The organism is Mucilaginibacter arboris (assembly GCF_009754915.1).
Classification (GTDB): Bacteria; Bacteroidota; Bacteroidia; order Sphingobacteriales; family Sphingobacteriaceae; genus Mucilaginibacter_A; species Mucilaginibacter_A arboris.
In genome coordinates this window covers 15,519-37,146 of sequence record NZ_WPIK01000008.1, presented here as the reverse complement: position 1 = coordinate 37,146, position 21,628 = coordinate 15,519, and the positions used below count along the sequence as shown (strand labels likewise).

The following is a 21,628-nucleotide window of genomic DNA, read 5'->3' as shown; positions in this document are numbered from 1 at the left end:
AAGTATTTTTCAATACTTCAATTCAATGTGTTTTTAATGCAGAGTTTGTTGTTGTTATAGCGATGCTTCTTTTATCACCTAAAAATCAGTGTTTATTAACTTAACAATTGCGTAAAAAAGTTAAAGTTTTTAGGTGATAAAAGAAGTATCAGCCTCCGTCAATCCAACTTGAAAAGCAGCAATAATTACTGCAGTACAACTTGTGCTTTTTGCTGTTGTTTGTGCACTTGCATCAGGATCAAACAAAAAAGAAAACCACAGAAAGCCAGACCTGCGCCCACGTATTCCGGAGAAGTATAGCCAAAACCTGCGGCAATGGGCAAACCACCCAAAAATGCGCCTAAAGCGTTGCCCATGTTAGAACTTGCCTGTAAAACCGACGAGGCTAACATTTCTGCACCTTTTGCTTCCTGCATAATCAGCATTTGCATAGGTGCAATTACGCTAAAACCGATAGCACCTGTTATAAAAGTCATACCGATAGCTGTAGTTTTAAAATGGACTAAAGCAACGGTGGCAAGTAAGGCCAGGATCATGCAAATGAGCAAGGCACAAGTTGTAATTAAAGGCGAAAAACGATCGGCTAAACGGCCACCGGTAAAGTTTCCTACGGCCATGCCTAAACCTGCAATCACCATAATGATCGTGATGGTATTGTTGCCAAAACCTGCTACTTCCGTCATCAAAGGTGCGATATAACTAATCCACGCAAACATTCCTCCTGTACCAATAGACGAGATGCCAATAATAATCCATAAACCTGGTTGTTTAAAAATTTTAAGGCTTTTAACAAAACTGGCTTCTGAAGCTGCTTTTAAAGCTGGCAGCCAAATTTTAATAGCAACCACGGCTACAAGTGCAACGGCTGCAATCAATAAAAAAGATAAACGCCAGCTTAAATTGTGGCCGATGTAAGTGCCCAGCGGAACGCCAATAATATTGGCTACGGTTAACCCGGCAAACATTACTGAAACTGCCCTGGCTTCCCTTCCCGGATCGGCAAGTTTACTGGCAACAACAGCACCAATCCCAAAAAAAGCACCGTGAGGCAATCCTGCTAAAAAACGTGCGGCTAAAAGCAAAGGGTAATTTGGAGCTAACGCAAACAGCCCGTTAAACACCAAAACCATCAGCATTAAACCGATTAATACTTTTTTAGGCGGAAGATGACTGGTTAAACCAACCATTAACGGTGCACCAATAACAACACCTAAAGCATAAATGGAAATAAGATGGCCGGCAGTTGGGATAGAAACATGCAGCGAGCGGGAAAGATCGGGCAAAACGCCCATCATTAAAAACTCTGTCATGCCGATGCTGAAGCCACCGATAGTAAGTGAAATAAGGCTTAGTTTTATCAGGGGTGAAGCTTTGGTGTTGTTCATAAATATTTTCTTACAGAAGCTTTAACCCTTATAAATTGTTGTTTTAACCATCAGTTTAAGTTAATGCTGTTTTGATTGATGTGCTTATTAGTTAAGCAACCCTTTCGTTTTGTAAAGGTTTGATTTTAAAGAAGCGGGTGTTGGCTTTCTGGTTACAAATAGAACAACAGTAGAGATTTTTAGGAGATAAAAGAAGTATTTAAATAAGAAGTTAAGCAGCTTTTTACGGAACTACAAAAAAACTTTGCTGCACAGTATATGCGCTAAAATTACCCAATGCGCCATTGCTAATGTTAGACGGTGGGTTTGCTGGCGTTGTAGAAGCACCTCCGCGGTTTTGGTTTTGGTCTAATCCGTTCCAGTAGTTGTAAATATTTTTATCTATACATTGCATTTCAATCGAAATCAGCTTGCCCGAAACCAGTTCCAGATCATTGTCGCGCAATTGATGAGATACTTTTCGGCCATCCGTCAAGTCATCATTATAAACAAAAATATTGTTTGATTTTACATTATTTACGGCTAAAGTAAAATGATAATAATTAGCTATACCGGCAGGGTCCTGATAATAAACTTCCGGGTAAATATAATCTTTGTTTAAAACGCTAACCAAATTCAAACCGATCGAGTCTAATTTAACAGGGTTAGGCATGGTAGAAATTGCTGTATAAGTTTTATTACCGGTAACCACAGTTAGCTGGTAAGTTTTTGTGGGCTGCCCTTTTAAAGTATTGGTAATATAAGTACCGGCAGTTTGTTCCAGTAATTTGTAAGTTTTACCATCACTGCTGGCAATGGTAACAGTGGCGCCTGATACTGCCGGAAAATTATTAGGATCTGTAACGGCAACAGATTTTGAAAGTTTAACCGTTTGGGTATTCCCCTGGTTGGTTACACTACCTTCTATCACCAGTAAAGAACCTGCATCTTTAAAATCAATATTAATTACTTTTTTGCACGATAAAAGAAGCATAGCAAAAACCAGCAGGGTGCAAAATATTTGCTGATGGTAAATTTTACTTTTCATAATTAAAACTTAAAATTCCAGGTAACAGACGGGATGATGCCAAAAAGCGCAGTTTGCTCTGCTTCCGTACGGCTTGGATCGTTAGGGTTATCTTTAAATTCGATCACGTAGGCATTATGATGATCATAAGCATTATATAAACCAAAAGTCCAGCTCGAGTGGTATTTAGGGTGAGGTTTTCCTTCCAGTGTTGCGCTCAGGTCCAAACGGTGATAAGCTGGCATCCGGTATCCGTTCCGCTCCGAATAATAGAAAGTAGTTTCTCCGTTAATGGTGTATTTACCGCTTGGAAAAGTAATGGCATTGCCGGTGCTGTAAACAAAAGTACCGGAAAGCGTCCAGCGTTTACTTAGTTTATAAATACCAACAGCAGAAATATCATGTGTGCGGTCTTGCTTTGCTGGAAAATAGTTACCATCGTTAATACCATCAAATTTTCTTTCTGTCCGTGATAAAGTATAACCCAGCCAGCCGGTAAAAATACCTTCTTTCTTTTTCAGGAAAAACTCTACCCCGTAAGCCCTCCCTGTCCCAAACAGTAACTGCGATTCTACATTTTCATTCGCCCTTAATTCTGCTGCATTTTTATAATCGATCTGGTTCTGCATGCTTTTGTAATAAACCTCTGTAGAAAATTCGTACCGGTTATCCTTTAAATTTCGATAATAACCTAACGATTCTTGGTCGGCAATTTCCGGCTTAATGTTATTGCTGCTCATAATCCACAAATCTGTTGGCAAGCTGGAGGTAGAATTAGACAGTAAATGCAGGTTTTGTGTATTGCGCGAATAACTTGCTTTAACAGAACTAACCGAATCTAAACGGTAACTGGCAGATGCGCGGGGTTCCGGGTTGATATAAGTTTTCACCAGTTTTCCACTGCTAAAAACAGCACTGCTTGCTATACTTCCATCAGCATTATAAGTACTGAATGTACCTGAGCCAAGCAGCGAAAAAGCATTTACACGCAAACCATAAACTATATTTAAACGATCTGTTGCGCGCCATTCATCAGAAATATAAGCAGAAATTTCTGCGCCGTAGCGTTCTTCCAAGGTTTTGGAATTGATGCTGGAAGTTTCTGAGGAAGTAATGTTACCGGGGGCAATGGTATGATGTACGGCATCCAAACCAAAACGAATTTGGTGTTTATCATTTAAAAAATATTGAAAATCCTCTTTAAACTCGTAATCGTTTATTTTTGAAGTTACCTTAAAATCCTGGTTGTTAGTCGAGTTGGTAATTTCGTAATTATAGTTGCTGTAAATAAGTGTTGTGTTGGAGAAAAGCCTGCTGCTAAAAAGATGGTTTAAACGAAGCGTTCCGGTTTGGTTTCCCCAGTTCAGGTTAAAAGTGTTGCCCAAACCAAGCGCATCTTTACCGAGATAAGCGGAAAGATAAACGGTATTTTTATCATCCAAACGATAATTTGCTTTTGCATTTAAATCATAAAAATAAAGGGAACTTTGTTTAAGTGTAGTATCACTGGATGCTTTAAGAAAAACATCAGCATAAGTCCTGCGGCCGCTAATCATAAAAGAACCACGGTCTTTTACAATCGGCCCTTCTACTTTTAAGCGCGAAGCAATCAGTCCGATGCCGCCTTCTGCAGTATATTCTTTCTGGTTGCCGTCGTTCATTTTAATATCTACCACGGATGCCAGCCTCCCGCCATATTGTGCTGGCATGTTGCCTTTGTACAGGTTTACATCTTTTATGGCATCAGAATTAAAGGTTGAAAAAAAGCCTAACAAATGCGAAGCATTGTAAACCGTAGCTTCATCCAACAAAATCAGGTTTTGATCTGCTGCGCCGCCGCGAACATAAAAGCCGCTGTTGCCTTCGCCGGCAGATTTAATTCCGGGAAGTAGCTGAATAGTTTTAAGCACGTCACGTTCTCCTAACAAAACCGGCACATCCTTTATTTCTTTGATGCTGAATGCCTGTAACCCCATTTGCGGACTGCTTAACGCTTCGTCTTTTTTTGCCCGACCGGTAATGGTTACTTCGTTTAAATTAGTGCCTGGACTTAATTGTATGTTAAGCTTTAAATTTTGGTTTAAGTTAACGTTTTTCGAAACGCTTTGATAACCGGTATAACTAATTAACAAATGGTAATTTCCTTTACCAGCAGAAAGCGAATAAAAACCATAACTGTTACTGGTTACGCCGCTTATTACAACTTCCTGCAGTTTAATGGTTGCACCGATTAAGGTTTCGCCGGTTTGTGCATCTTTTATCGTTCCGCTAACCGTAAATTTATTTTGAGCCTGAAGATTGCTGAAACCTCCTAAAATAATACTGCAGACAAACAGGTACTTGTAGTTGGCAAAAGAAGAAACGCGTTTTAAATACAGCAGGTAAAATTTATTCATTATCATCATTAACGGACAAAGTTAAATTTGTTGCTTTGAACCGGAAAAGAAAAGGCTTTCTTCTATCCATATATTTTTAGATTTAGTTAATTAATATGCAAGAACACAAAATTCGATTAATTTAAAAACAGGAGATATTTAAATTTATCGGCTAAAAGAAACATGCTTCTTTTAGCCGATAAAAATTAGCGTCTAATTAAATACAAAACAAACTTGCCTTCATTTCATTATAATTTACCATCTATAGCAGGTTTAAAAGGCGCAGTTGTTTGATAGTTGAAGTTTTTAGTTTGATCTCCAATCTGTACTTTGAACTCGCCTGGTTCTGTAACCGGTTTGCTTAAATCGTTTATAAAAGCAAGGTCTTTTGCTGTGATCTTAAAAGTAACCGTTCGGGTTTCTCCGGCTTTTAACTCTATTTTATCAAAACCTCTTAAACGTTTGGTATCCGGCGCGATAGAAGCATATAAATCACTTATAAATAATAATACAGACTCTTTTCCTGTTCGTGCTCCATTATTAGTTACATCCACGCTGATGTTTACGCTTTCATCATCTTTTAAATTAGCTTTATCTAAGCGCAAGTTACTGTAGCGAAACGGTGTATAGCTCAGGCCGAAACCAAACTCGTATAAAGGATTATAACCGTGAGCATCATCAGAATTTCCATTCTCCAGGTTTTTACGATAATAGTTAACCAGCGCATTGGCATTGCGCGGATAAGTAAAAGGAAGTTTGCCGGAAGGATTAACATCGCCAAACAAAATATCAGCAAGGGCATTGCCGCCTTCGTTTCCGGAAAAATAAGCCATAATAGTTGCAGATGATAAACTTTCTGCCGGAGTAATGATCCGCGGCCTGCCTTCTGCCATAACCAAAATAATTGGTTTGCCTGTTTTGGCTAATTGTTGTGCCAGTTCAATTTGTGCTGCCGGTAAATTCAAATCATCAATATTACCTACGTTTTCTGTATAAGAGGTCTCGCCCAAACAAAGAATAACAGCATCTGCCTTTTGTGCTGCTTCCAGTGTTGCATTTACATTTTGAAGGGAATCAAAGGTAGCACCCTTTTCATAAGCAACATTGTTTTTACCTATTTTTTGCTGAATAGCTTCTAAAATGGTGTTTTTATCGGCTGCATATTTGTCGTCCTGATCGCCTTGCCAAGTGTAGCTCCAGCCGCCATCAAGCGAACGCATGGTGTTAGCTGCAGGACCGGTTACCAGCACTTTCATGCTTTTTTTAAGGGGTAAAATATTATTGTTATTTTTCAGGAGGGTAATAGCTTCGGCAGCGGCCTGGTGGTTTACTGCTGTAAATTCCGCAGAACCGAATTTTGTATAATCCTCCGGGCTACCTATTGGCCGTTCAAACAAACCTAACTCGTACTTTACCTGGAGAATACGAGCAACCGCCTCGTTAATGCGCGACATTGGTACTTTTCCTTCATGCACCAACTGAATCAGATAATCATAAAAAGTATAATCAAAAGGAACAATACACATATCAATACCGGCATTTACTGCTAAACCAACGGCCTCTTTTTCGCTTGCGGCTACATGATGGCGTGTATAAAGGTAGCGTACATCCATCCAGTCGGAAATTACAATGCCATCAAATTTTAACTCTTTTCGCAATACATCTGTAAGCAGATATTTGCTGGAGTGGACCGGAACGCCATTGATCTCGCTCGAATTGATCATTACTGTGCGCGAACCTGCTTTTACCGCTTCGATAAAAGGAGGCAAAAAGTATTCACGCATATAGCGGTCTGGTATCCATGCCGGCGTTCTGTCTTTACCACTTAGCGGTGCACCGTAACCTAAAAAGTGTTTCATGGTAGATGTAACATGATACTTATCGCCCACATTATTGCCCTGATAACCTTTGATTAAAGCAGCACCCATTGTTTTAACCAGAAAAGGGTCCTCACCAAAAGTTTCATAAATCCTTGGCCAGGTTTGAAATTTAGCCACATCCAATACAGGCGAAAAGTTCCAGGGAATATAACTTGCGCGGGTTTCATAAGCAGAAATCCCTCCGATTTGCTGTACAAGTTTAGGATTAAAAGTAGCGGCCATACCAATTTCCTGAGGAAACAAAGTGCTGCCAATAGTATAAGTAACACCATGAATAGCATCAATACCATATAAAGCAGGGATTTTAAGCCGATCTTGTAGCGCTACGCGTTGCATGGCAGAAATAATTTCAAACCAGTGTTTACGGTCGTAAGTGTGTCCGGCCACATTTTGAAATGAGCCGACGTGATATTTCAAAATCTTTTCTTTGAGCTTGTCTTCGTCAATTTGGTGAGGTTCAACAATTTTACCTGCTGCATCAGTTTTGGAAATGGCATCTAATGTAAGATTGGTCATCTGCCCTACTTTTTCCTCCAAAGTCATTTTTGATAACAGCATCTTTACCTTCGGGCCTATACCGATATTTAGTGATGCTTCTTTTACCTGTGCAAAATTTGGCAATATATTTAGGCCAACACCCAGTAGTGTAAGCAGAAAACTTTTTCTCATAAATAATTAAGCTATAACAGGTTTGAACAGTTGTATTTTCTGTAAATGTATAACAAAAAGGGTTAGTGTAAAACATACACCAACCCTTTTTATTAATACTTTTTATAAATTATTTATTTTTGAGGATAACTTGTAAAATCCTCACTCAAAATAAAGCTTGTACCTCTTTTGTTTAGTTGCTTTTTGTTACTTGCTGGTTTGTTCCTCAACCTAAGTAAAATTTAAAGCAAATTTTTAGGTGATAAAAGAAGCATGGTAATTTAATAACCAACTTTTTTCTGTAAAGCTTCTATCGCATTAAACAAATAAACAGCAGGCGCATTCCAGTTGATGGCAATTTCGTTTGAAGCATAAGCGGCATCCGTATCAGAATAAGCAGTTTCGGGTTCTTTATGCTCGTAATAAGCATGGTCCTGCATGCCCGGGTTCGGACCTCCTGCCATTAAACCAGGAACAGGATCTTCTATCCCATCCGAAATAGAAGGTCGATGATGCGGGCGCATGGTTGGCCTTGAACCGATACCGGTAACAAAACAATAACCGGTTGCATTTCTGCCCAACAAATAATCCATATTGGTTAAAGCAGCATCTACGTACTTTTTATCTTTGGTAATTAAATAGGCGTTAATTAAAGCAACTCCCTGGTTGGCAGCTTCAGAATTGCTTCCCCAGTTAAACTCTCTTGGTGATGCGCCCATAACCGTTCCGAATGCATTTTCGGGTATTCTTGGAAGATAATTATCAGCAAAAGCAACTATTTGTTTGGCCATTGCATCCGCAGAACCTCTTGCAAAAGAAGGCAGGTTATTTTTTAAACGTGTTAAAGTATAATAGCCCAGCATACGCACATTGGCCCAGGAAGGCAGGCTTACAGGATCAGTGGTATGTTTAGCAACCGTATCATAATAAACTTTTTTACCGGTTGTGCCCAACAGTTCTGTAGCTGCCCAAAACCACTCGTCTTTAAAACTTTTATCGCCATAAGCACCTGTTGTAATTTTAGGCTCAAACTTTTGGTTGATCAAATTCTGATTGTACTCTAAAGCCGGGTTCTTTTCGGCCCACTTCCAGGCATAAGTAGCTGCATTTAATAAACTATCTGCCAAACCCGGATATTGTTTATTGTACTTTCGGAAAATACGGCTTGCCTGTGCTGCCACTGCTGCAAAATCAAGCGTAGCTGCTGTACCTTTTTGCACTACATATCTTGGCAGTTTGGTTACGCCCGGCCGCACCATCGGATCAAATGCGGCATTGGTACATTTGTTATAAACACCGCCATCGTTCGGGTCCTGCATCTGCATCATCCAGCGGATATTGTACAAAGCTTCATCTAAAACATCCGGAACGCCATTACCGCTTTCAGGAATATTAGTGTTGAGCTGGGTGAAATAATCAGGAAAATCTTCATAAGCAGACAATAATGTTCCTGTTGATATCCCGGAGTTTACCACATATTTATTATAATCACCGGCATCATACCAACCGCCGGAAGCAGAAATAACTGTACCGGCAGGGCGTTTTGCACTCGCTGCCGAAGGGTGCACCAACACATGGGTATCTGGATGGCCGGCCGGACGATGCCATTTACCTGCATACTTTTCTTCCAGCGGCATAGCCGAACGGATGTAATAAAAACCTTTTAAAATAGCCGTAGCAGCATCTTTATGAACATCATCATCAACTTTAAACGGATAAGAACTGCCAATGCCGGGTACATAAATTACAAAAGTTCCTTTTTGATGAAAAGCGCTAAAATCTGCAATACGGGTTTTGATAGAAGAATTGGCAGAAGAACGGACATCACTTAACTTACTTTTATATACGGTATCACCTACATTTGCTTTTAAAACATAAAAACCAAAGTTAGGACCCGCGTACTCATCCGTTTTGTAATCGCTGGTAATAACCGCAATTTTAGGCGCATTTGGATAATAACCATTTTGATCTATTTTGATAATGTTTTGAGAGGATTGCCCCAGAACAACAGCACCAAAAGATAAAAATACACTCGTAAGAAACAGTTTGGCAGGTTTCATAATTATCAAAAACAAAATTTAAACAACATAAAAAAAGCCACTTTTAAATTAAAAAGCGGCTTTTGATTTTGTGGTACCAGCTGGAATCGAACCAGCGACACAAGGATTTTCAGTCCTTTGCTCTACCAACTGAGCTATGGTACCCCCTGCTTGGGGTTGCAAATGTAGTGCGTTTTTTTGCTTTTTAAAATTTATTTTAAAATTTCTTCAATTTATCCTTTTCCGACGTTTTAAAAGGTGTAAAACCGAAACCTGTAAAAGCATGCCGATGGTTATTTAATTTAAACATTTTAAGCTTGATGTTTCGAAAATTACGGCCCTGACAAATGGTTTATAGCTAACTGGGGCTTTTTCTGCAATAAAACCTTAATCCGTTGCAATTGTTGCTCAACGGTATTCAATTGATCTGGTTCGATGGACGCCACTGGAATATCTAAATGTGTTGACATCGAATCGACATCACCGGCAGGATCGTTAAAAGTTTGAATAATTACATTGTTTTTGGCTGACCTTAAAATCAGCATTCCTGATTGTGTTGTTCCCCAATAATCTAATTTTAAAAATTTACATAAATTGAGTGAAGCATAATTTTGTTTTCCGCTTTTTAAAGTTTGCGTGTAGCGTACAAACCCTGCCTGGTTTACTTCCACCTTTGTTTTTGCAGTATTTATTTGTGCTGGAAACTGAAGGGAATGTTGAAGCGTATTTTGCAAAGCTGGCACAAGTTCTTCCAGTTCGTTATTTTGGAACGAACAACAAATTAGCAGAACAACTGCCAAAGCGCTTTTGGAAACCATAAAATTTTAATTAAAAGTAAATTTAAGGTTTTACATAAAAATGCAAATACCAAATACCAATTAATTATTTTTGTGCTATGGAATTTTCACCTGCCTCCAAAATCTGGATCTATCAATCAAACCGTAAACTGAATGAAACTGAAACAGATCAGCTTCAACAGTTGCTGGATCAGTTTGCCAGCATTTGGACAGCCCACAACCAACAATTAAAAGCTGCTGCTCAAATTTTATATAACCGCTTTATTATTTTACTCGTTGATGAAAGCCAGGCAGGCGCAAGCGGCTGTTCTATTGATAAATCTGTTCATTTTATGAAAAGCTTAGAGCAGGAGTTTGGATTGAACCTGTTTGACCGTTTTAATACGGCTTATATCGATGCAGACGAAATACGTTCTGCCAGCCGGCAAGAATTTGAAGATTTATTGAAAGAAGGCAAAGTAAACAACAAAACCATTGTGTTTAATAATCTTGTTGCCAATCTTCATGATTTTAAAACCAAATGGCAGGTTCCTTTAAAAGATAGCTGGCATGCCCGTGTTTTTGGCAGTTTGGTGCAAGCCTAAATATTCTGCTTTTTAATGCTTTAACTTGCAAATGAGTAAAGAACATAATTACAGTTTAACAATTGTTTGGACAGGAAACAAAGGAAAAGGAACAAATAGTTATCGTTCTTTCGAGCGGAGCCATACTATAACATCTGAAAATAAAGTACCTATTTTAGCTTCATCAGATCCTGCTTTTTTAGGTGACCAAACCAAACACAACCCGGAAGAACTTTTTTTGGCTTCTATTTCCAGTTGTCACATGCTCTGGTATTTGCACTTATGTGCAGAAGCAGGAATAATCGTGTTAAATTATACAGACGAAGCTACGGGAACAATGACGGAAACAAACTGTGGCGGGCATTTTAGCGAAGTAACCTTAAACCCAACCGTAACTGTTGCAGCAAGTTCGATGATTGAAAAGGCAAACGAGCTGCACAAAAAAGCGAACGAACTGTGTTTTATTGCCAATTCTTTAAGCTTTCCTGTTCGCCACAAACCGATTTGTGTTGTAAATCCTGCCGATGCTTCTTTTATCACTTAAAAATCAAGCGGACCTAAACGCCGCATATTTTTCATAATCAAATAACTTCGGTGACGGATATATCGTGTAGGGTTTGCCGGAGACCATTTAAGCGGATTTGGCCAAACGCCTACAATAAGGGCAGCTTGTTGTTTGGTTAAATCAGCAGCAGAATGGTTAAAATATGTTTCTGAAGCAGCTTCGATACCGTATATGCCATCGCCCATTTCAATTACATTCAGGTAAACTTCCATAATCCGCTCTTTGCTCCATAACGCTTCAATCAACATTGTAAAATAAGCTTCAAAAGCTTTTCGGATGTAAGAACGGCCAGGCCAAAGGAAAACGTTTTTAGCTGTTTGTTGGGAGATCGTACTTCCGCCGATCAGTTTACTGCTATGCTGGTTTTTATCTATTGCACGTTCTATGGCTTTAAAATCAAAACCGTGATGCTCAAAAAACAACTGATCTTCTGATGCCACGGCTGCTTTTTTTACGTTGATAGACATTTGATCAAACGGAACCCAGGTTTTATCAATCTTCCAGTCTTTCCCTGCTGCTTTACGTTCAAAACCGCGGTCAATCATTAACAAAGTAATTGGCGGATTGACAAAGCGATAAAGCAAAACCCAAAGAATGGTGATGCCAAAAAAGCCAATCAAAAGTAATTTCAGAAGATATTTAAACAGACGCATGGTAAGGCCAAATATAAATAAGAAAGGTGCCTGGATTACCCAGGCACCTTTTTTATTTGTAATACTAATTTTATCGTGTTAAAAGAAGCATGGTGCTACCATTCCATACGAAAAGGGTTTTGATTCAGATCAAATCATCTTATAAATCCGATGAAGATTTCTCCCGTTGATCGAAATGACAATGCCGCCATGTTTTTTTAACTTTCGGTCTTTCCAGACTTTCCGTCTTCCCGACTTCTTATTCAGCAACTACCGTGAAAGGAACTTTCACTTTTACTTCTTTATGCAGGTTTAAATTTGCAGTATAATCACCAACAAATTTAGGTTCGCTATCAAAAGTAATTTTACGGCGATCAACATCAAAGCCTTGTTTTTTCAATGCATCAGCAATTTGAATTGTATTGATGGCACCGAAGATTTTACCGCTTTCGCCAGCTTTTGCTCCGATAGAAAGTGTAACACCTTCTAAACGGGCAGCAATGGCATCAGCGTCCATGCGGATTTTTTCTTGTTTAAAAGCAGCTTGTTTCAGGTTTTCTGCTAAAACTTTGCGTGCAGATTCGGTTGCTAAACTTGCAAATCCTTGCGGAATCAAGTAATTACGACCATATCCTGGTTTTACGTTTACTACATCATCTTTCTCGCCGAGGTTCTTGATGTCTTGTTTTAAAATAACTTCCATTTCGTAATCCTCCTATTTTAACGAGTCAGCAACATAAGGTAATAAACCAATGTGGCGGGCGCGTTTAACAGCTTGTGCCACTTTACGCTGAAATTTTAAAGAAGTCCCGGTTAAACGGCGTGGTAATAATTTACCTTGGTCGTTAATGAATTTCATTAAAAAGTTAGCGTCTTTATAATCGATATACTTGATCCCGTTCTTTTTAAAACGGCAGTATTTTTTACGGTTGTCCTCTACTTTAGGGGCGGTAACGTATTTGATCTGATCGTTTGCCATTATCTTGCTGCTGCCTCCTCTGCTTTAGGTTTACGCTGATTAAAAGCACCGCTGCGTTTTTTCTCGTTATAAGCGATAGCATGTTTATCCAGGGAAATAGTTAAGAAACGAAGCACGCGTTCATCGCGGCGGAATTCTGTTTCCAGTTTATTAATTAGTTCACCCGGGGCCTTGTATTCAGTTAGGTGATAGTAACCTGTAGTTTTCTTTTGTACAGGGTACGCTAATTTTCTCAAACCCCAATTATCCTCCTGGATAATTTCGGCTCCGTTATCAGTTAGAACTTTAGTGAACTTGGCAATAGCCTCTTTCGCTACTTCTACAGATAACAACGGGGTAAGAACGATTACTGTTTCGTACTGTTGCATTCTTGCTGTTGATATTTAATGATTTACCCGCCTAAAAAGCGGAGCGCAAATGTAGGAAGAATTTATTACTTTTTAAAGAAGCAATAAAACTTTTCTGAAGCTAATTCAAGCATTTCCAGATCGCCTTTACTATCACCGTAAGCGTAGATTTGCGAATAGGAATTTAAGTCGGGAAAAATATCTTTTATCCTGTTTGCTTTCTCTATTCCGTAACAATTTCGGGTTGCAAATTTTCCGGTTATTATATTGTTCTCGATTTGTAACCGGGTAGCAATTAATTTTAACTTATTATTTTCTGCAAAATCCTGTAACAGTAAATCGAAGTTTGCGCTTACAATGCAAACGGTATGGTTACTGTTTTTATGCCAGTTAATTCTGTCTAAGGCATCCTTTTTTATTCTTTTGTAAAGATAAGATGCGTAATAGCTGCTAACTGTGCGATTAAAAAAAATTATTGTTTCGCCTTTAAATAACTTACCAAAAATTCTTTGTTTGGCTTGTTCGTTATTTAAAACTTTAAATAAGTATAAAGTAAAATCAGGAATACTTTTAATTAATTTAAAAAAGGATAAACCATTTTTTAACCTGAAAAAAGTATAATCCCAAAAAATATCCCTGTTGGTTATTGTTCCGTCAAAATCAAAAAAAGCAATACTTTTACTTTCGTTCATAAGTAGCTGTTTGAAACCAGGGATAAGTGTTGCCTAAAGGTATTTTCCAAAGCTTTGGATGTTTGATGATGAAATTGTTTTTAACTAAATGAAAGTTTGTTTGTGGCTGAGGTTCGCTAACTCCAGAGTACAATTGCTGCAACATTAAATACTGGATAGAAGTATCCGTCATGTTTAAGGTGATATGTTGATATTGATCTAAACAATATGGCCATAACGAAAAAGTAATACAAACCTTTTTATGACTATTTGTGTGATTAGTTACCCCTATAAATTCTTTTCTAAAATCCAGGTAAGATACCTTTTCATTTTTAGTTGTGTAAAAAAGCAATGTTTTGCGTATAAAACCTACAGAATTAATACACAATAAAACAACGATCATTACTGGCGATACTTTTGATAGCATGCTTCTTTTATCGATATTATTTATATGGCTAAACATTACAAATATGACAAAGAAAAAAACAGGCGAAAGTACAAGCATGTTATAATTCATGGGCATATCTTTAAAAGAAAAGTAGCTAACCAAACAAGTTAGGATCGCAAGTAAAACCAATGACAAAATTTTATATTTTTTAATCAAAACATAAGCTGTATAAATAATGGTGATTAAAAAGTTAAATATTAACAAAGGTGCGTAAGCATATGTTACATAGAAAGTAATGAAGTTTTTAAAAGAATCTGTGCTGAACCTGTTAACAATTACATTTTGAGAATGCTTTTGTAAACCTTTTATCAACTCGATAAGATGATATGGATAAACAATTGTAAAAATTCCTGATATAATTGCAAATCCAATTAGTGTTTGTACTATTGGTTTTAATTTAAACTCATTTCGATATACAAGTAAACCAAAGGTAATAAGCATTAAATAAAAAGTAGAAACCGGTGAAGTAATCAAATTTAATGCAACCAGCAAACCATTGTTAAAATTGCAAAAACGTTTACTTTGATAAACATTGTTTAAAAGAAAACAAGCGATAAAAAACTTACACAAAACTTCCGGCCTTCCTTCTTGCACGCCGTAAAAGGAAAACAAAGCTAAAAGCCAAATCACTGAAAACAGAAGCAAACCGGAAGGTTGTTTCAAATTTGTTTTCCTGGAATAAACCCAAACGCTAATTATAAGAACAATTATTCCTAAAATATCTATAAAAGCCAACGTTACCTGCATATTATTGTAAAACTCAGGCATCAAATTATTGATAAAGGCAACTGCCCAGGGAAATAAAGGCGGATAAAACAAAAACCTATGTTGAATAGGATCAATACCTGCATCATATAACGGATTGATTAGCTGATGATAATGGTTGATGAAATAAGCCGTAGGTAAAAAACAAGTAGAATCCTGGATGAATCCGGGATAACCATTAAAGGCAAATAGAAATGTTAGATACGAATATGTTGTAACGATTATTGTTAGAAATAGCTTTAAAGATATTTTCATTTATTATAGAGAAAGTTTAAAGATAAGCTATAAACAATAATTTAATTTTATTGAATATCAAAATTATAATTCGATTAACTTTTCCTGTTAAAGTCCATACAAAATATTTTGACAAAGATGATTATCGAGCATGCTATTCTTTTTCATAAATAGCTGTTTGATAATAAGGATACGTATTTCCAATTTGAATTTTTCCAAATTTTGGATGTTCTGGAATAAATCCGTTTTTAATTAATTTAAAGCCAGCTATTTGAGGGGCTACATTTTGACCAGAATTACTTTGTTGTAAAATAATAAATTGAATTACTGGATTATCCATTGGGGTGTATGAAACTACAGAATTTGCTTTATCGAGAGCAGGTGGCCATAGTGAAAAAGTGATATAAATTTTTTTATCCTTTTTTAGTTTTTTACTTAAAAAATTTATTTCTTTTCCAACCTCATTAATAGGTACTTTTTTATCCTGTGTACTAAAAAACATTAAAGCTGTACGAAAGAGGCCAAGTGAATTAATAAAAAGAAGTATAACTAAAATCCAAACAGAAGTATTTGAAACGGTGACAAGAATTTTTTTATTAAGTATATCTATAAAAAGCACCAGCAATACAAACATATATATAGGCGACAAAACATACGTGTTATAAGACATAAGCACATTTTTAAATGCAAAATAATCTATTAATGCAAACAGTAAAATAAAGCATAAAATTGAGATAACTTTTTTTTGCTTTATTAGCAAAAAAAGTGTATAAAAAATAGAAACTAAAAAGCTAACTCCAGCTAAAACATGAAATGGAGTTATAAAATACATACCTCGTACCTCTTGTATCCATTTTAACCAGTCTGTTGCTACTTCTGCCGCTTCTGCCCTGTTTACCACAACATGGGTTGAGTGTTTTATCAAACCTTGAAATAGGTCTATTAAATGATATGGATAAACTAATGCAAAACAACCGAATATAATCACAAAGCCCGTTACAGTTTGTATTATGGATTTTGCTCTAAGATTGTTATTATAAAAAATAATCCCAGCAGTAATTATAACCAGGTAAAAAGTTGATATAGGTGAATTAATTGCATTTAATCCGATCAGGGCTCCATTAATAAAATTAAAAAAACGTTTGTCCTTACATATGTTATTTAGTATAAAACAAGCAATAAAAAAATCTGAAAGGATTTCCGGCCTTCCATCAAATACTCCATGGAATGAAAATAATGCAACTGTCCAAATGATTAAAAAAAGGTACAAATAGAAATTATAATTTATATTGCTTTTTTTAATGTAGATATAAGCACTTTTTAACATTATAATAATGCTGCAAATATCTATGAGAGTTAATGCAATATGAATCTGATTATAATTATCCGGAAGTAGTTTACAGATCATTGCAACAGAATAAGGAAACAAGGGCGGGTAAAACAGAAATTTGTGGGTGATAGGGTCAATACCAGCATCATAAAGTGGGTTTATCAACTGGTGCTGGTGGTTGATAAAGTAAGAAGTGGGCAGAAAGCAAAGGGCATCTTGAAAAAAACACGGGAAACCATTTATTGCAAATATTAGTGATAAAATAGCATACAAAACAGTTGTACCTACAAAAATTCCGATTATTGTTCTGTTCATTTTAAATATATTAAAGTTGCAAAAGTTATTAGCCAAAACAAAATGCACAATTGTATGAATTTATCATTACTTAATATTTTTACCGGTGAACCACTTGCTTTTTTTACAAATGTAAACTGCAGATACCGAAGCAATCCAAGTAAAACAAACACCGTGGTAAAATAAGAATATTCCCCAAGCCTAAAAATAATTTCAGGAGATATGATGTACATGATATAACATACTAACAAAACCCCTGTCAGCATAGATAAAACTATTTGTAGAAACTCAATATTATATCCATGAATAGATCTTCTTAACTGACTATTACTATCTTTAGCCATTAAATACAAATCATCCATTCTTTTAGAAAGAGCTTGGAACATGGACAGTAAAAAAACCATAACCATAAGCCATTTACTTATGATTATACCAGTAGCAAGGCCACCTGCTATTACCCTTAAATTAAACCCAATACTAACTATGGTTACATCAATTAAAGCAAAATTTTTAAGCTTAACTGAATAGAGTATATTCAATAAAAAATAGCCTATTATAACAATTAATACCTTTGAAGAAACCGTATAAGCTATCGCTACTGCAGTAAAAAATAATATAAAAGTTAAAAAATAAGCTTCAAACTTGGATATCATTCCGGATGGTATAGGCCTATTCTTTTTTATCGGATGTTTTAAGTCAAACTCGATATCCATTAAATCGTTAAAAATATAAATGGAACTTGCAACCAAACAGAAAGAAAAAAATACTGGTAATGATTTAAAAAGCTTTTCTGAAATTAGTATTTCTCCAGAGAAAAAAAGAGGTAAAAAAATATAAAAGTTTTTTAAGTAATGAGAAACACGCAGTAAGGGTAAATATTTTTTTACCATAAATTTAAGTATATTAATAATATCTTCTGCAAGATATATAATTCTTTAGGTTTACGTTATTAAAAGATATTTTTTTGCAAGAAATATTAATGTGAAAAGAATTTATACCACTACCTCTAAAAGTACATTTTAAAATCTTAGTAGTTTATTGTATAACTTACTTGTTTATAAGTTCGCTTTAGGATAAATCAACTTTGGTAAATGATGGCGAGTTCCCTTCTACTTCTGGCCAGCCTTCTTCATTATAAAAAACCCTGTCCATACACATTTTACGTTTAAAATGATCTGTTCCTTCATTAAAACGATCTGCAGGGTCTACGGCATGGTACATTATCCAATCGTTACCTGCTTCATCTGTTAAAATACAATTTTGACCAGGTGAATCCCATTGTTCATTGGGTTTTAAAATTATATGATTGCCGGGGACAGGCTGAAATTCTTTCTGTGGATCATCAGACCAAAAAATACTTACGGCATAACCGTTTTCTGCCCAGGTATTATCGCCCGAAACCCATAAAAAATAACGGTCGTAACTGGACTGGTAAGTTACAAAAGCACCTTCGCGAAGGCTTTCGTACTGCACTCCCGGTTTTGTATTTAACACAACAATTGGTTTGCTAATGAAAGAATAGCCGTCATCTGCAACTTCAACCACACGGATTGGTTCATGCGCCGAGCCATAATACAACAGGTTCTTACCAGTTTTAGTGTCATAAAAGAAGCATGGGTCAATCATCTGGTAAGTAGAGCCTGGCACTTGTGCCAATGGTTTACCCATATCCAAAAAATGGTAAGGCCGTTCAGAAACAGCCATTGCCAGGCACATCCCATCTTTCGTATCTGGCTCTGCAGCATAATATAACCGATATTGGTTGCCAACCTTTACAACTTGTGGCGCCCAATATTTATGACAATTTTTAGCCCAAACGGGCGGCTCTGCCAACGCGCCTTCCGGCTCCGACCAGTTAACTAAATCTACTGATTTAGAAACCTGAATATTATTGATCGTTGGCGAAAACTCATCATGCGTAGCATAAGCATAATAACCATCACCGGGAACATAAATTACAGAAGGGTCTGGAAAATCGGCATTGATAACCGGATTGGTGTAAGTAGTTTGCTGTGGCTGAGACATTGTGTTTTTATAAGTTGCAACAGCAATAACAGAATGCTGTTTTTAGGGTGATAAAAACAGTATCAAATTTTCAATCAGCTAATCCGTTTAAAAGTTCAGCAAAAACTTCATCTAAACTTAAAGAAAAGCCTGGTAATATTGGACTTGTAATTTCATCTCCAAGTGTCAATATTTTTGTAGGCTGAAATTTCCCGTTTTCATTTAAAATATACTTGAAAAACATTTTTCCCTGTGGTTGAATAATCCAATATTCCTTTACACCTGCTTCTTCGTAAACCTCGTACTTGTTCTTCAGTTCAGTTTTGTTGTTGCCTTTAGAAAGAATTTCTACCACAATGTCCGGTGCACCGATACAGCCTTTTTTATCAATTTTATGAAGATCACAAATTACACAAATATCAGGTTGAAGAACGGTTGTAACTTCCTGGTCTGAAACTGATTTTCGTACCAGCCTGACATCAAAAGGGGCAGCATAAACTCTACAAGGTTTGCCTTTCAGATAATTGTATAATTCATTACCAACAATTGCAGATATGCGCTGGTGCACCTCTGCCGGTGCCGGGCTCATTTTAAAAATCCGTCCTTTTATTAATTCCAGCCGTTCATCAAAAGTCCATTTTAAATAATCGGCGTAAGTGTAGGTTTTGTTTAGATCGAGATCGGAGAATTGCATTATCGGTAAATCTTGATTTTCAAAAATACAAATTAATTCTTTAACGATTTTTGCACGATAAAAACAGCATCACAATCATTACTTGCACAAACCCCGGCTTCTGTTTAACTTCGCATTGATGGATAATTTTGTAGTTTCAGCCCGTAAATACCGCCCGGTTACGTTTGAAAGTGTTGTTGGCCAGCGCCATATCACCGGAACGCTTAAAAACGCGATCAAAAATAACCAGCTGGCGCAAGCATTTTTATTCTGTGGCCCGCGTGGTGTGGGTAAAACTACTTGTGCGCGTATCCTTGCTAAAACCATCAATTGCCAAAATTTACAACCAGATATTGAAGCTTGTGGTGTTTGCGATTCCTGCCGCGCTTTTCAAAACGGCAATTCTTTTAATGTGCATGAGTTGGACGCTGCTTCCAATAATTCTGTGGACGACATCCGGAATCTAATAGAACAGGTCCGCATTCCGCCACAAGCCGGTCGTTATAAAATTTACATTATTGATGAGGTACATATGCTTTCGCAGGCTGCTTTTAACGCTTTTTTAAAAACGCTGGAAGAACCGCCCTCTTATGCTATTTTCATCCTGGCCACAACCGAAAAGCATAAGATTTTACCTACCATCCTCTCCCGTTGCCAGATTTTTGATTTTAACCGGATTGGTGTGGAAGATATGACCAAACATCTGGAATTTATCGCGCAAAAAGAGCATATCAATTACGAGGAAGACGGTTTGCACATCATCGCACAAAAAGCTGATGGCGGTTTGCGCGATGCTTTATCGATGTTTGATCAGATCGTTAGTTTTTCCGGTGGAAAAGAAATTACTTACAAGCTGGTTATTGATAACCTGAACATTCTGGATTATGATTATTATTTCAGGCTTACAGATTATATTCTGAATGAAAATACGCCTCAAAGTTTATTGATCCTGAATGAAATTTTAGCAAACGGTTTTGACGGCTATCATTTTATAACCGGTTTAGCTAATCATTTCCGTAATTTATTGGTCGGGAAAGATGTTTCAACCTTAAAACTGCTGGAAGTGAGCGAAGGAATCCGCAAAAAGTACGAACAGCAGGCACAGCAAATTTCAGCTTCGTTTTTAGTTTCTGCGCTAAATATTGCCAATCAGTGCGACCTGAACTATAAATTAAGTAAAAACCAACGCTTGCAGGTAGAATTGGCTTTGATTAAAATGTGCCACATCAATGCTGCTTTTAACCTGGTAAAAGAAGCATCAACCGCAAGCAGGCCGGAAGATCCTGGTAAAAAAAAAGTTGACCTTGTAACCTTGCCACCTGCTACTTCTAATCAGCCACAGGAAATTAGTGTAAAAATTGATCAAACACTGGCTGAACCAGAAATAAAAAAAGCTGATCTGCCAGCAGTTACCGAACCTGAATTAGCATACAAACCAGTTGAAAAACCTGATATAAAACCTGTTGAAAAGCCAGTTGAAAAATCAACAGTATTTATCCCGAATCTTAATCTCGCTTCAACTTCCGTTAAAATTCCTTCCTTAAAAGATTTAGGTAAAACAGTTTCGCAAGAAATTGCAGAAGATGATCCTTATTTAAAGGGAAATGATGCTGAGAATTTTGATAACGAAACCTTTTTACAAAAATGGAACGAGTATGCAGCAAAAGCCAAAGCAGAAGATAAAGGCATGACGCTACTTACTGTTTTTAACAACAAAAAACCGGTAATGTTGCAGCCTTATATTTTTGAACTGATTCTGGAAAACAAAAGCCAGGAAAATAGTTTCAGGGAAGACAAACCAAACCTGATGAACTTTTTGCGGACTTCATTAAGAAACTTTAATATAGAAATACAAACCCGGATTGAAGAACAATCCGGGTCGAGAAAACCATATTCTCCGGTAGAAAAATTTCAGTTTATGGCTGCCAAAAATCCTGAATTGGCGGAATTAAGAAAACGCTTTAACCTGGAAATCGACTAAAAGAGCCGGAAA

19 protein-coding genes and 1 tRNA gene are annotated in these 21,628 nt (G+C 36.9%); 3 read left to right on the top strand and 17 right to left on the bottom strand.

Going from position 1 to position 21,628, the window contains the following annotated elements; all coding sequences use genetic code 11:
• Positions 1-185 precede the first annotated feature (185 nt).
• The 7 genes from GO621_RS10035 to GO621_RS10005 form a co-directional block, all read right to left on the bottom strand.
• Positions 186-1,385, bottom strand: coding sequence for an MFS transporter (locus tag GO621_RS10035; protein WP_157566600.1), 1,200 nt, complete (start codon positions 1,383-1,385; stop codon positions 186-188).
• Between the two features lie 223 nt (positions 1,386-1,608).
• Positions 1,609-2,412 (bottom strand): DUF4249 domain-containing protein, encoded by an 804-nt coding sequence (locus GO621_RS10030; protein WP_157566598.1) that lies wholly within the window; start codon positions 2,410-2,412, stop codon positions 1,609-1,611.
• Positions 2,413-2,414: 2 nt separating this feature from the next.
• On the bottom strand, positions 2,415-4,787 hold the full coding sequence (locus GO621_RS10025) for a TonB-dependent receptor (protein WP_157566903.1): 2,373 nt from the start codon (positions 4,785-4,787) through the stop codon (positions 2,415-2,417).
• Between the two features lie 227 nt (positions 4,788-5,014).
• The gene (locus tag GO621_RS10020) at positions 5,015-7,315 is read right to left on the bottom strand and encodes a glycoside hydrolase family 3 N-terminal domain-containing protein (protein ID WP_157566596.1); all 2,301 of its coding nucleotides are present in this window, start codon (positions 7,313-7,315) and stop codon (positions 5,015-5,017) included.
• 260 nt (positions 7,316-7,575) lie between these two features.
• A complete protein-coding gene (locus GO621_RS10015) occupies positions 7,576-9,354 on the bottom strand; it encodes a glycoside hydrolase family 9 protein (protein ID WP_157566594.1) in 1,779 nt (592 codons plus the stop codon).
• 71 nt (positions 9,355-9,425) lie between these two features.
• Positions 9,426-9,498 (bottom strand) — tRNA-Phe (locus GO621_RS10010).
• 167 nt (positions 9,499-9,665) lie between these two features.
• Positions 9,666-10,151, bottom strand: a complete 486-nt coding sequence (locus GO621_RS10005; protein WP_157566592.1) for a hypothetical protein — start codon at positions 10,149-10,151, stop codon at positions 9,666-9,668.
• A gap of 77 nt (positions 10,152-10,228) precedes the next feature.
• On the opposite strand from GO621_RS10005, the gene GO621_RS10000 reads away from it, so the two are divergent.
• The gene (locus tag GO621_RS10000; RefSeq protein WP_157566591.1) at positions 10,229-10,714 is read left to right on the top strand and encodes an ABC transporter ATPase; all 486 of its coding nucleotides are present in this window, start codon (positions 10,229-10,231) and stop codon (positions 10,712-10,714) included.
• A 31-nt stretch (positions 10,715-10,745) separates the two neighbouring features.
• Complete coding sequence (locus tag GO621_RS09995; RefSeq protein WP_157566589.1) at positions 10,746-11,237, top strand: OsmC family protein; 492 nt, start codon at positions 10,746-10,748, stop codon at positions 11,235-11,237.
• On the opposite strand, the gene mtgA is transcribed toward GO621_RS09995, so the two are convergent.
• The 10 genes from mtgA to GO621_RS09945 form a co-directional block, all read right to left on the bottom strand.
• On the bottom strand, positions 11,234-11,911 hold the full coding sequence (gene mtgA, locus GO621_RS09990) for a monofunctional biosynthetic peptidoglycan transglycosylase (RefSeq protein WP_157566587.1): 678 nt from the start codon (positions 11,909-11,911) through the stop codon (positions 11,234-11,236). The two genes, GO621_RS09995 and mtgA, sit on opposite strands and share 4 nt — an antisense overlap.
• A gap of 238 nt (positions 11,912-12,149) precedes the next feature.
• Entirely contained in the window at positions 12,150-12,593 is a 444-nt protein-coding gene (gene rplI / locus GO621_RS09985) for a 50S ribosomal protein L9 (protein WP_157566585.1), read from the bottom strand.
• A 12-nt stretch (positions 12,594-12,605) separates the two neighbouring features.
• The gene (gene rpsR, locus GO621_RS09980; protein ID WP_157566583.1) at positions 12,606-12,869 is read right to left on the bottom strand and encodes a 30S ribosomal protein S18; all 264 of its coding nucleotides are present in this window, start codon (positions 12,867-12,869) and stop codon (positions 12,606-12,608) included.
• On the bottom strand, positions 12,869-13,237 hold the full coding sequence (rpsF, locus tag GO621_RS09975) for a 30S ribosomal protein S6 (RefSeq protein ID WP_157566580.1): 369 nt from the start codon (positions 13,235-13,237) through the stop codon (positions 12,869-12,871). Before rpsF ends, rpsR begins: the two co-directional genes overlap by 1 nt.
• Before the next feature lie 65 nt (positions 13,238-13,302).
• Positions 13,303-13,908 (bottom strand): HAD-IB family hydrolase, encoded by a 606-nt coding sequence (locus tag GO621_RS09970; protein WP_157566578.1) that lies wholly within the window; start codon positions 13,906-13,908, stop codon positions 13,303-13,305.
• Positions 13,895-15,355, bottom strand: coding sequence for a hypothetical protein (locus tag GO621_RS09965; RefSeq protein ID WP_157566576.1), 1,461 nt, complete (start codon positions 15,353-15,355; stop codon positions 13,895-13,897). The genes GO621_RS09970 and GO621_RS09965 overlap by 14 nt, the downstream gene beginning before the upstream one ends.
• Before the next feature lie 133 nt (positions 15,356-15,488).
• The gene (locus tag GO621_RS09960) at positions 15,489-16,979 is read right to left on the bottom strand and encodes a hypothetical protein (RefSeq protein WP_157566574.1); all 1,491 of its coding nucleotides are present in this window, start codon (positions 16,977-16,979) and stop codon (positions 15,489-15,491) included.
• The gene (locus GO621_RS09955; RefSeq protein ID WP_157566572.1) at positions 16,976-17,848 is read right to left on the bottom strand and encodes a UbiA prenyltransferase family protein; all 873 of its coding nucleotides are present in this window, start codon (positions 17,846-17,848) and stop codon (positions 16,976-16,978) included. Before GO621_RS09955 ends, GO621_RS09960 begins: the two co-directional genes overlap by 4 nt.
• A gap of 178 nt (positions 17,849-18,026) precedes the next feature.
• Positions 18,027-18,983, bottom strand: coding sequence for a glycoside hydrolase family 43 protein (locus tag GO621_RS09950; RefSeq protein ID WP_157566570.1), 957 nt, complete (start codon positions 18,981-18,983; stop codon positions 18,027-18,029).
• 70 nt (positions 18,984-19,053) lie between these two features.
• The gene (locus tag GO621_RS09945) at positions 19,054-19,656 is read right to left on the bottom strand and encodes a Uma2 family endonuclease (protein ID WP_157566568.1); all 603 of its coding nucleotides are present in this window, start codon (positions 19,654-19,656) and stop codon (positions 19,054-19,056) included.
• A gap of 118 nt (positions 19,657-19,774) precedes the next feature.
• Here GO621_RS09945 and GO621_RS09940 point away from each other — a divergent pair, with 118 nt between their 5' ends.
• Complete coding sequence (locus GO621_RS09940; RefSeq protein ID WP_157566566.1) at positions 19,775-21,616, top strand: DNA polymerase III subunit gamma/tau; 1,842 nt, start codon at positions 19,775-19,777, stop codon at positions 21,614-21,616.
• Positions 21,617-21,628: the final 12 nt, after the last annotated feature.

What these genes read in the sequence shown, in the direction of transcription:
- GO621_RS10035 (WP_157566600.1), bottom strand. Translation starts at nt 1,385, where the DNA reads ATGAACAACACCAAAGCTTCACCCCTGATAAAACTAAGCCTTATTTCA.
- GO621_RS10005 (WP_157566592.1), bottom strand. Translation starts at nt 10,151, where the DNA reads ATGGTTTCCAAAAGCGCTTTGGCAGTTGTTCTGCTAATTTGTTGTTCG.
- GO621_RS10015 (WP_157566594.1), bottom strand. Translation starts at nt 9,354, where the DNA reads ATGAAACCTGCCAAACTGTTTCTTACGAGTGTATTTTTATCTTTTGGT.
- rpsF (WP_157566580.1), bottom strand. Translation starts at nt 13,237, where the DNA reads ATGCAACAGTACGAAACAGTAATCGTTCTTACCCCGTTGTTATCTGTA.
- mtgA (WP_157566587.1), bottom strand. Translation starts at nt 11,911, where the DNA reads ATGCGTCTGTTTAAATATCTTCTGAAATTACTTTTGATTGGCTTTTTT.
- GO621_RS09940 (WP_157566566.1), top strand. Translation starts at nt 19,775, where the DNA reads ATGGATAATTTTGTAGTTTCAGCCCGTAAATACCGCCCGGTTACGTTT.
- GO621_RS10000 (WP_157566591.1), top strand. Translation starts at nt 10,229, where the DNA reads ATGGAATTTTCACCTGCCTCCAAAATCTGGATCTATCAATCAAACCGT.
- GO621_RS09945 (WP_157566568.1), bottom strand. Translation starts at nt 19,656, where the DNA reads ATGCAATTCTCCGATCTCGATCTAAACAAAACCTACACTTACGCCGAT.
- GO621_RS09950 (WP_157566570.1), bottom strand. Translation starts at nt 18,983, where the DNA reads ATGTCTCAGCCACAGCAAACTACTTACACCAATCCGGTTATCAATGCC.
- GO621_RS10030 (WP_157566598.1), bottom strand. Translation starts at nt 2,412, where the DNA reads ATGAAAAGTAAAATTTACCATCAGCAAATATTTTGCACCCTGCTGGTT.
- GO621_RS09970 (WP_157566578.1), bottom strand. Translation starts at nt 13,908, where the DNA reads ATGAACGAAAGTAAAAGTATTGCTTTTTTTGATTTTGACGGAACAATA.
- rplI (WP_157566585.1), bottom strand. Translation starts at nt 12,593, where the DNA reads ATGGAAGTTATTTTAAAACAAGACATCAAGAACCTCGGCGAGAAAGAT.
- GO621_RS09995 (WP_157566589.1), top strand. Translation starts at nt 10,746, where the DNA reads ATGAGTAAAGAACATAATTACAGTTTAACAATTGTTTGGACAGGAAAC.
- GO621_RS09955 (WP_157566572.1), bottom strand. Translation starts at nt 17,848, where the DNA reads ATGGTAAAAAAATATTTACCCTTACTGCGTGTTTCTCATTACTTAAAA.
- GO621_RS10025 (WP_157566903.1), bottom strand. Translation starts at nt 4,787, where the DNA reads ATGAATAAATTTTACCTGCTGTATTTAAAACGCGTTTCTTCTTTTGCC.
- GO621_RS09965 (WP_157566576.1), bottom strand. Translation starts at nt 15,355, where the DNA reads ATGAAAATATCTTTAAAGCTATTTCTAACAATAATCGTTACAACATAT.
- rpsR (WP_157566583.1), bottom strand. Translation starts at nt 12,869, where the DNA reads ATGGCAAACGATCAGATCAAATACGTTACCGCCCCTAAAGTAGAGGAC.
- GO621_RS10020 (WP_157566596.1), bottom strand. Translation starts at nt 7,315, where the DNA reads ATGAGAAAAAGTTTTCTGCTTACACTACTGGGTGTTGGCCTAAATATA.
- GO621_RS09960 (WP_157566574.1), bottom strand. Translation starts at nt 16,979, where the DNA reads ATGAACAGAACAATAATCGGAATTTTTGTAGGTACAACTGTTTTGTAT.